Here is an 8,294-nt window from a genome sequence, read left to right as displayed (position 1 = left end):
AGGAGGAACGGCTGGAGGCTCTCCTCCGGGACGAGTCCCCGGACGTGCGGCGGGCGGTGGTCGAGCTTGTCCACAAGAAGCTGCAGGAGATCGACCGCTGGCAAAAGACTCCCGAGTGGGTGCGAAAGGGATCCCCAAGCGCGGAGCGCCTGGAGGATACGGGCTTCGTCGTGTTGCAAATCGCGAAGCGCGATCAAGAACCCGTGGTTCGGGGAGCGGCCTTGGTCATGCTGGGAAAGCTCGGCGACGCCAATGCATACGTCGAGGCCGCCGCCATGGCCCGCGCCGCCGACCGCCCGACCTGTGCCCGCGCGTTTCGCCCAGACGACGCACTTGGCTCCGAGAATGCGGGTTATGACCGTGTCCTCGAGGCCGTCGTCGCGAACCCTAACTGCAACGAGATCGCCGAGGCGGCCCGCGCTGAGCTCGGTGCCCGCGCGAAAGCGACGTCATTTCGGCACGCCCTGTCCGCCAAGGACGAGATCTGTCATGCGGTCACACACCCCAACGAGGCGCTGGCCGTGGTGCGGCGCATCGCCCGTGAAAGTCCGCAAGATGCACGGATCATGGTGGCCAACCTCAACTGCGCTGGCCATCCCCAGATCTTAAGAGAGGTCAGTCGGGCCCTCGACCTACCCCCGGAGGTACGCCTGGCGGCGAGCTCGGGCGCGGCGGGACCGCCATTGGATCTCGTTCTCTTGTTTCTGGAGGACAAGGACACCGGCCTGCGACGCCACGCCATCGACTCCCTTATTGACGGTTTTGGGGGAACCGGCCCGATGGCATCTCGGGAGGAGAAGCAGAAGCTTTGGGGGCTTCGCGTGTTACAAGAGCGAGGGCTGAAGGATCCTGCCGAAACGAACCGCCGCGCCATCTGCATCGGCCTGGAGCATTCCTTGGTACCCCACGAGGCCGAGGTCGTCAGGTTGAAGGAGGCGATCCATGAACAGTGCCGGTCAATGGGGCTCCTCCCCTGACTTCCGCCTCCCGGCTCACCACGGCCACCCTGCATGGATTGTGACGTGCAGGAGTGACACCCATAGCGGCGCCCGACGAGCATCGAGAAGGAAGGCTCCCGAAACGTCTTGGCGGGTCCGCGGGAAACTGAAGGGCCGGTCGAGGATGCGTTGGCTGAAGGCATCTGCACTTCTGTTCTCTTGTGGAGGGCTCGCGGCCTGCGGCGCCACAGGCGGCTCTCCGAGCTCCGCGCCCCCGGTTTCCGCTTCAACCCAGCCCGCCATCGACGCTATCGTCGAACAACACTACGCGGGGTCGTGGGGCGTCGCGCTAGGGATTTACAAGAATGGCAGCCCGCTCTTTGTGCATGGGTACGGGCTTCGGGACCGCGGTCTTCCCGACGCGTTCGCCGGTCATGATTTTTGGAACGTCGCGCAGCCGGACATGCTCTTCAAGCTGCCCCGGGGCATGTTCCCGCCGGACGAAAACACGGTCTTTGACTTGGCGTCGGTCAGCAAGGAGTTCACGGCCGGCGCCATACTGCTCCTTCAGCAAGACGGGAAGCTCTCGGTGAGCGATCCGGTCTCCAAGTACTTCCCCTCGTTTCCCAACGGAAACGCCATCTCGCTCCTCTACCTACTCCAACACCGCAGCGGCGTCGCCGATTACAACTCCTTTGGCGAGTCGCCGGACTTCAGCGGTGCATACAACACTTTCTTGGCAAACGGCCAGAGTGACTATCAACCAATCGTCGAACAGCTCGCGACCTTGCCCCTGCAGTTGCAGCCCGGCACGGGTTACTACTACAGCAACTCGGATTACTTGCTCCTCGGCATGATCGTTGCGAGCGAAAGCGGCGAGCCATTGAGCGCGTTCTTGCAGCGGCGGATCTTTGGACCGCTCGGGATGACGCACACCCACCAAGGCTATCCCCCGCCGCCGGCCACGGATGTCGCGCTTGGGTATGAAGACGATGGGAGCGGCCCGCGGCGTTCTTGGCAGCCGAATCTTGCCTGGCTTGCCGGGTGCGGCGGGATGACCTCAACCGTCGCTGATCTGGAGGCGTGGGACCAGGCAGTTCGTCACCCTGGCATTTTCACGCAAGACTCGCTTACCCAAATGTTTACCCAGAGCCCGATCCCGCTGCCATACGGCACGTATGCGGACGGATGGTTTGTCAGTTCCCTCGACGGACACCCCTACGTCTGGCACGACGGTAAGATCACCGGCTTTCAGACGATGAACGCGACATTTCCGAGTGACGGCATCGACATCATCGTGTTGACCAACAGCGGCTCCGGCCTCGACCCATACTACATGATTCCACAGCTGTTCCCCGCCGCACTCTCACTCGCTGGAGCGCTCCCCTCTTCCAGCCTGACGAGCGGCACGCTCCCTACAACCAGCGGGCCGTCTCGTAACTAGGCACGGCGGGCCTCAGTCGTCGCCTTCGTGGTCTTCTACCGATGGGCGACGGTCAGTGGAAGACGGACCTCAAGGGACTGCGGGCCTCGCTCGGTGGCACCCCTGAGACCGACCACGGTAGACGGGTTGACCAGTCCTTCGGGCTCGGGACATGCGGCAGACATGGGGCCCGTGCGCGTGGAAGAAACCATGGCCGCGTTGTTGGAGCGCGCGACTATCGTAGTGGCCAAGCCTCCCGGCAGTCTGCACACACGTAGTGCCACTGGCGTCGAGTGCCCTGGTGGCGTTGACCAGACTCTGTCTCGACCCAAGCTTCCGGGGCCACATTACGAGAGCCGCAGGCAGGGCAAGCGGGCTCAGCTATGTCAGCAGGCAATGCATCACCGGGGGCTGGCTGCGAAGACAGGACTTGGCGAGCGGCATCGGCATCACTGGCGCGCACCTGCACGCGGGTGCCGACGCCAACCCCATAGATGGTGCCCAGCCCCTCGTCCATGACCCAGGCAGGGATACCAGCCTCCTCAAGCGCCATTCTGGAGCCGTGAGCCTCGGCGGGACTGAAGAAGTTGGCAACGGTAACCGTTGGTTCCGATTCCACGACATCTATGACGGCCGGCTCCGGGCCTAGAGCGACGACCTCTCCAGGTGCCAAGCCCCTGCTCTTCAGTATGGTGGCCACGACCTCGAACACCTCGGGCCGCCATTCCTGTTCATCGTGGTTGCGGAGGATTGAGACCAGCGCTTCAGTTGACTCTTGCTCGAAATGTTCTCTCAGAGCCTCTCTATCGTCGTCGGTCATAGGACTTGCCCAGAACCGGGGAGCCGCAAGGAACTGTAGTGTCGTTTCCGGCGCCTTCCTTCAACAGGTGCAACGCGTTGCTACGCGGCCTTTTCTTAGACTCGTCGACACCCTTAGGATTTGCGTCTCTCTCATTGGCGAGGTGCAAGATCGCGTCCTACCCCGGGCGCTCGCGCTTCGCCGGCACCACACCAACCACACCCCAAGAACCCCGCCGAGCGCGGTTGCCCCGACAACGATTGGCCGGTGCGGCGGTCACCACACCAGAACATCACGACATACCCGACCGTAACCATTGTAACCCTTGGTTGCCGTCACGCTGCGGGGCGGGGCTCCGGCGACGGCGATCACCGGGACTGCGAACCCTCCCGGACCCGAACCGTTGCCCGCGCACAGTAGTAGGTGTACCGCCCTTCCCCCAGCTCAGGCGAAGGCAACGGCCAGGGGAGGTCTCCCATGCGCGAGCGATCCTTTCTCGTCAGGTAGCGGGTAACGGACTCCGGTCCATGTACGGGGAGGTTCTCGACGAGGTCGAGGCCCGCGTTCTTCACGAACGAGGCCGTTGTACCCTCCGGGATCCCAAAGATCCAGGGCTCGCCCCAGGCTCTCACCATTGCCTGGAGAGTGCGCTCCGCCTCGGAGACCTTGGGTAGCTCCTCGAGCCGGCTGCGCGTCGAGTAGTCAAAGACCACCGCGCTGCCCGAAGCGGAGTTACCCGCGACGAAGCGCAGAGTCTCCAGGACGGCTTCCTCGGGGATGTACTGCGTAACGCCTTCCCAGAGAAAGAACGTGCGGAGGTCGGTGCGATACCCCGCCCGCCCGAGCACGTCCGCCAGTTGTTCGCGCGTGAAGTCGATGGGCACGTAGCGCACGTTGGGCGGGGGGGGCCCCAACACTTCCTGCACGCGGTGGCGCTTGTACTCTTGGGTGGGACCGTAGTCCACCTCGAATACTTTCACGTTGCGGAGGGCCTGCCGGAACCGGTAGGCCCGGCTGTCGAATCCTGCGCCCAGGTTCACGACCTGGAGAGCACCCTCCCCGACCGCCTGTAGAAGGTGCTCGTCGTTGAACTTCGTGCGCACGGTCATGGTCAGTACGAGTCCTCGCGTCCGGGGATCCTTCATGGCTTCGCGATAGTCCTGATCCAGGGCCAGGAGGGCGTAGTTGTCAGGGATCAGGGCCCGCTCCTCGGGGCCCAGAAGATGTTCCGCCAGCCAATCCGGATTCCGGACGGTGGGATCTGGGTCGCGGGCTCCGATGGCGCGGGCCGCCATCACCAACACCGAGGTTTTTGATGGCTTGCCTGCCTCGACCGCGCCGACCTTCGCGACGCCGAAGAGCAGAAGCGGCGCGCCAAGCAACGCCGCCGCGACCCGATCGAGTTGTCGGAGGAGCTTCATCCCATCTCCTTCCAGCCGTCCAGCCCTGGTGTCGCGCATCCCTTGAGTCTGGGACTGAGGCCCGCTGATTCTAGTGGCCTTTCCCATATTTAGGGGGCCATTCGGCTGGCAGTCAAATCTGGGACTACATCCCTAAATCTGGAGTGAGTTCACGCCCAATTGATCCCGGATTTAGAGACCCTCCAAACCTAGGGACGGTCTAGGGCCCTGCCCTTGTCCACTCGCCCCGGTCGTGAGACAGTTCGAGGGGGAGGCCATTCCCCATGTCACGAGCGGCCGGCGGCGCGCCGATCTTGATCCTTTTGGCCTTGGGTCCAGGGTGCGGGAGCTCGAGCCCGGCCCCCGCCCCGATCCCCTCCCCGACGCCCTCCCCGACCAACAACGACGTGCTTCAGCACCACCACAGTGCCCGTCGGGACGGGGTCTACCTGCAGCCCACGCTGACCCGCACCAAGGCCGCGACCCTGCAGATGGACACCTCATTCAATGGAAGCTTCGTGGGGAACGTCTACGCGCAGCCCCTCTATGTGGAGAACGGGCCGAATGGCAAGGGCGCCTTCTATGTCGTCACCGAAGGCGACGACGTCTACGCCCTCGACGAGCAGACGGGGAACACGGTTTGGACCAAGTCCATGGGTACGCCCGCGGGGGCTACGGGAGCCGGGTGCGGCGACATCTTCCCGCTGGGCATCACGGGCACGCCCTACATTGACCTCCCCAGCCGCACCCTCTTCCTGGATGCGGTCACCGGCAATCGGAGCACCATCCTCCAACACCTGATCCACGCCCTCTCCATCGACGACGGGTCCGAGCGCTCCGGTTGGCCCTTCGATCCCTCGACCGTGCAGTTCAATAACCTGGGGTTCGCTCCCGTGCTCCAGAATCAGCGGGGCGCCCTCATCGTGGTGGGGAGCACGCTCTACGTTCCCTACGGCGGGCATGCCGGCGATTGCGGCGACTATCATGGCTGGGTCATAGGCGTGCCCCTCGCGAACCCGGCGGGGGCCCAGGGCTGGGCCACGGGCGCGAGGGGAGGAGGGATCTGGGCGCCGGGGGGGCTGGCCAGCGACGGCTCCGCTGTCTTTGCCGCCACGGGGAATACCTTCCTCGCCCAGAACTGGGGAGGGGGGGAGGCCATCCTGCGCTTCCAGGCGGGCCCCCAGTTTTCGGGAAAGACCGTCGACTTCTTCGCCCCCTCCAACTGGCAGCGGCTCGACTTCGGCGACCTCGACATGGGGGGCTCGGGACCCCTCTTGGTCGATCTTCCGGGGGCCACCCCCTCTGCGCTCGTGGTCGCGCTAAGCAAGTTGGGCGTTGCCTACCTCCTGGACCGGTCGAACCTGGGCGGCTTTGGGACAGGCAACGGCCGGGGGGGGGAAGGCTTGTTCAGCCAGCAGGTGTCGGAGGGAGAAATCATCAACGCCGCCACCGCCTACACCACGGCCAACGGGACCTTTGTCACCTTCCACGGACATGGAGGCGCTCTGGGCCTGGGCTGTCCAACCGGCCAAGTCGGGGACCTCGTGGCCCTGAAGCTCGCTCCTGCCGCCCCCCCTTCCCTTATCGTCGCCTGGTGCACGGCCAGCGGAGGGGAGGGATCACCGATCGTCACCACCACCGATGGGCATTCCGAGATGGTGGTCTGGGCGGCCGGGGCGGAGGGGACCGAGCGCCTCTACGGTTGGGATGCGGAGACAGGACAGCTCCTATTCGCGGGCGGCGGCCCCGGCGATCTCCTGAGTCACGTGCGGCGTTTCTCGACTCCCATCGCGGTCAAGGGGCGGATCCTGGTCGGGGCCGACAACCGGCTCTTCGCCTTCCGGACCCAGTAGCCTCTTTGTCCGTCCCCCGGGTGGGGGGGGTTGCCAACCGCATCGCCCTCAGGGAAGCCCCTCCCCCTTCCCGACCGTTTCCTTCGCACTGATCCCAGCCGAATTGCAGGAGTGCGTAGTGTCCCGCGCTGTCGGCACTGCTGGACCAGTTTCCGACCAGGCTGCCACGCAACCGGGCCGGTGCTCCGGCCGGCTCAATGCTGGCCTCATAGGGGCACCCCCAGAGCAGCACAGCCGCAGCGAATGGAGTCAGGGTCCCGGATCGACGCATCGCCCCTTTCCTCGCCACGTCCCCATAACGCCCGCGATCACCTGCGAGCGGGCGGTTTCGAGCCCCTGCCCCCGCAGGTCAGGCGATTCGGTTGCTCGACCGCCCCTCAACCCGCCTGTACATCGCTACGTGGGAGCGACATCACCCATAGGAAGAAGGCAGTCTCGGACGAGGCGGGGAACCGAGCGCCCGGGCGGGGCCACTGCAAAGGGAGCCTCAGTTCAACGATTCACTCGATTCGGCCTCAGCAATTCTTCAGCCTCTTCTTCGCTAACGCGTTCTGTCGTCTTTTCGAGCAATAGGCCCGCAAGCTGCATCGGTTCCAGGTTTGCGCTCCCGTGCTTGCGAATCCTGGCGGTCAGCTCTTCCAAGCGTTCGAGGGTGCGCGGCGCCAGCGGCACCAAGCGCCGCTCGGTCCATCGCGGATCGGTAGCCCGGCCTCCGCCCGAGGGTACCCGGAACCGTGCCGCAATGTCGGCCAGGAGCTGCATCGCGCCAAAGTATCCGCCTTTGGCCGAAACCTTTGCGCGGGGCTGTGCACCGAGCCCCTTCGCGATCTTCTCCATGTCGAGGGTTGTCTTCATGGTTCTAACTCCGTCGCGAAGTCACTGATGGCTAAATACTCATCGCCGACGACCAGCCCAACCTCGCCTTGGTTGGTCGCGCGTCCCAGATGCCTGCAGAAGCGACCGAACTCGGCAAGGCTCTTTGGGTCCTCGATGTTGCCCCGAGTCGTATAACAGTGGATGACCACCGGCTCGTCCCTCACCAGAGCTCCGCCCCTCTCGTCATCCCGCCAAATACCCCTCGCCTTCGGGTAGGCCGTAGCCCCTCCAAAGACTGTCCCAAACATCTCGAGCGCCGCACCAACCCAGTGCTCTTGGTCGATGGGCGTCCTGCCGTCTCTCTCCACGCTCGGTACGAACAAAACAACGAGAACACTCTTGCTTCCGCTAGTGAACCTTCCCTTAGCCCTCCCTGATTTCCTGCGCTTCCGCTCCACTCAGCGATCAATATAGATCGGCCGAAACGCAAGCGCAAGCGGCCACGTGGTCTTGAGTCCAGGGGTCTTCCGCGGGTTCCGGTCCTTCGCCACGCTCGGAGTAACGAGAAGGGCACTACCGTCTGCCATTTGCCCGAAGAGGCAGGGGCGAACGAGTTCCTCCGCTCCTGCAACGGCAAAGGGACCGGCTTACTGGCGCACGAGAAGGGCAAGGCGCGGGAAGGTGAATGTCCCCGCCACGTCGTCAATCACGTTTACCTGGCAAGTGTAGAGGCCGGGCTTGAGCGAGTCGGCGGGAACCGCGAGCTGCAGAACGGCGGCGTTTCGGTCCGCGGCGGCGAGGCGCTTCACCTCAACCAGCGGCGTCTCGTATCGGCGGGTGTTGCCGCGGAAGAAGGCGATGTTGCTAAGCACCCGCACGTCGCCCCCGGGGTTGCGGGCCGGATCGTAGACCTCGTAGTAGAAATAGAGTGGCTGAGTGGTCGCGACGACGTGGGTCACGCTCGGCATGAGTTCTGACCCGTCGCGAGCCAGCGGGTTCGTCGGGTCCGCGTGGACGGTCGGGGCAAGCTGGGTGCCAAAGACGACGGAGCTGACTTTTAGCGGA

General features: G+C 64.5%; 8 protein-coding genes. 3 read left to right on the top strand and 5 right to left on the bottom strand.

What is annotated here, in order from left to right; all coding sequences use genetic code 11:
• Window positions 1-44: 44 nt before the first annotated feature.
• The gene (locus tag VN461_21315; protein ID HXB57317.1) at window positions 45-977 is read left to right on the top strand and encodes a hypothetical protein; all 933 of its coding nucleotides are present in this window, start codon (window positions 45-47) and stop codon (window positions 975-977) included.
• Window positions 978-1,122: 145 nt separating this feature from the next.
• Window positions 1,123-2,382: a serine hydrolase domain-containing protein gene (locus VN461_21310; protein HXB57316.1), complete on the top strand. Its 1,260-nt coding sequence runs from the start codon at window positions 1,123-1,125 to the stop codon at window positions 2,380-2,382.
• A 214-nt stretch (window positions 2,383-2,596) separates the two neighbouring features.
• Here the strand turns inward: VN461_21310 and VN461_21305 are convergent, their stop codons facing one another.
• Window positions 2,597-3,181: a DUF2007 domain-containing protein gene (locus VN461_21305; protein ID HXB57315.1), complete on the bottom strand. Its 585-nt coding sequence runs from the start codon at window positions 3,179-3,181 to the stop codon at window positions 2,597-2,599.
• A 347-nt stretch (window positions 3,182-3,528) separates the two neighbouring features.
• Window positions 3,529-4,581, bottom strand: a complete 1,053-nt coding sequence (locus tag VN461_21300) for an SAM-dependent methyltransferase (protein HXB57314.1) — start codon at window positions 4,579-4,581, stop codon at window positions 3,529-3,531.
• A gap of 263 nt (window positions 4,582-4,844) precedes the next feature.
• On the opposite strand from VN461_21300, the gene VN461_21295 reads away from it, so the two are divergent.
• The gene (locus tag VN461_21295; protein ID HXB57313.1) at window positions 4,845-6,413 is read left to right on the top strand and encodes a hypothetical protein; all 1,569 of its coding nucleotides are present in this window, start codon (window positions 4,845-4,847) and stop codon (window positions 6,411-6,413) included.
• A gap of 492 nt (window positions 6,414-6,905) precedes the next feature.
• Here VN461_21295 and VN461_21290 read toward each other — a convergent pair whose 3' ends face one another.
• From VN461_21290 to VN461_21280, 3 genes are all read right to left on the bottom strand, one after another.
• The gene (locus tag VN461_21290; GenBank protein HXB57312.1) at window positions 6,906-7,268 is read right to left on the bottom strand and encodes a hypothetical protein; all 363 of its coding nucleotides are present in this window, start codon (window positions 7,266-7,268) and stop codon (window positions 6,906-6,908) included.
• The gene (locus VN461_21285; GenBank protein ID HXB57311.1) at window positions 7,265-7,687 is read right to left on the bottom strand and encodes a hypothetical protein; all 423 of its coding nucleotides are present in this window, start codon (window positions 7,685-7,687) and stop codon (window positions 7,265-7,267) included. The genes VN461_21290 and VN461_21285 overlap by 4 nt, the downstream gene beginning before the upstream one ends.
• A 189-nt stretch (window positions 7,688-7,876) precedes the next feature.
• Window positions 7,877-8,294 (bottom strand): VWA domain-containing protein (locus VN461_21280; GenBank protein ID HXB57310.1); only part of this gene is annotated, 418 nt, incomplete at its 5' end.

The organism is Vicinamibacteria bacterium (assembly GCA_035570235.1).
Classification (GTDB): domain Bacteria; phylum Acidobacteriota; class Vicinamibacteria; order Fen-336; family Fen-336; genus DATMML01.
This window is presented reverse-complemented; position numbering and strand designations above follow the sequence as displayed.

Excerpts from the sequence above, each read along its gene's own strand:
- VN461_21290 (HXB57312.1), bottom strand. The coding sequence starts at position 7,268 with ATGAAGACAACCCTCGACATGGAGAAGATCGCGAAGGGGCTCGGTGCA.
- VN461_21295 (HXB57313.1), top strand. The coding sequence starts at position 4,845 with ATGTCACGAGCGGCCGGCGGCGCGCCGATCTTGATCCTTTTGGCCTTG.
- VN461_21300 (HXB57314.1), bottom strand. The coding sequence starts at position 4,581 with ATGAAGCTCCTCCGACAACTCGATCGGGTCGCGGCGGCGTTGCTTGGC.
- VN461_21305 (HXB57315.1), bottom strand. The coding sequence starts at position 3,181 with ATGACCGACGACGATAGAGAGGCTCTGAGAGAACATTTCGAGCAAGAG.
- VN461_21310 (HXB57316.1), top strand. The coding sequence starts at position 1,123 with ATGCGTTGGCTGAAGGCATCTGCACTTCTGTTCTCTTGTGGAGGGCTC.